Raw genomic sequence first — 956 nt, 5'->3', positions numbered from 1 at the left:
GGCGTCGGTGCACACGTCATCCAGCCAGGCCCAGGCGTAGTAGCGGGGGCCCTTGGATCCGGCGCCGGCTGAGCGGCGCTGCCACGCCGATGCCGGCAGTTCGGCGGCTACCCGGTCGGCCCGGACCTTGACCTTGCCGCCGTCGAGCGGGATCAGATGGCTGCAGGACACCGCGAGGACGTAGCCGAGCCCGTGTTCGCGCAGGCCAGCGCGGAACGCGGCGCTGTTGCCGTACGCCTCGTCCGCGGCCGCCCACCCCGCCGGCACGCCAGCGTCGAGGGCGGCGGTGATCATGTCGGCGGCCAGATCCGGCTTGGTGGCGAATCCGATCTCGTCCGGCACCCCGGCAGCTGCGCACCGATCCCGGTCGTCGGTCCACGACACCGGCAGATACACGCGCCGGTCGATCAAGGTGTGCCCGTCGGAGCCGGCGTAGCCCAGGAACACCCCCACCTGGCTGTTCTCGATCCGCCCGGCCGTGCCGGTGTACTGCCGCTGCACCCCCACCGTGCGGGTGCCCTTCTTCAGATCACCGGTCTCATCAACCACCAGAACCGCGTCCGGTCCACCGAACCGGTCAGCGACCAGCCGCCGCAGGTCGTCGCGTACGGCATCGGCGTCCCACACCGCCCGGTACAACAACCTTTGCATCGCGTCCGGGCGGGCGTGACCGGCCTGCTCTGCCAACTGCCAACACGTCTTGACCTCAAGATCGGCCAGAAGACCGGTCACGAACGCCGCCGCCGCACGACGAGGCTCCACCCGCCCGAACCGGCCCGCGAAGCACCCCAGCACTCCGGCCAGCACACGCTCCCATCGAACAACGGCTACGCTGTGGCACGCGGCCACCGCAAGATCTGAAGTTATGTCCACAACATACAGACGATCACGCGGTGGCCGCCCTGCGTCCAGCCCCTCTGAGCAGCGACATCTCAAACGGCGGCTGCCGTACTAGG

Annotated in this window: 1 protein-coding gene; it reads right to left on the bottom strand. The window is 69.8% G+C overall.

Annotation, left to right across the window (positions count from 1 at the left end; genetic code table 11):
- A partial coding sequence (locus KJS59_RS30660) for an IS701 family transposase (RefSeq protein ID WP_456316016.1) occupies positions 1-792 on the bottom strand: 792 nt, incomplete at its 3' end.
- Positions 793-956 lie beyond the last annotated feature (164 nt).

It is taken from the genome of Rhizomonospora bruguierae (genome assembly GCF_018397995.1).
GTDB classification, from domain to species: Bacteria; Actinomycetota; Actinomycetes; order Mycobacteriales; family Micromonosporaceae; genus Rhizomonospora; species Rhizomonospora bruguierae.
This window is presented reverse-complemented; position numbering and strand designations above follow the sequence as displayed.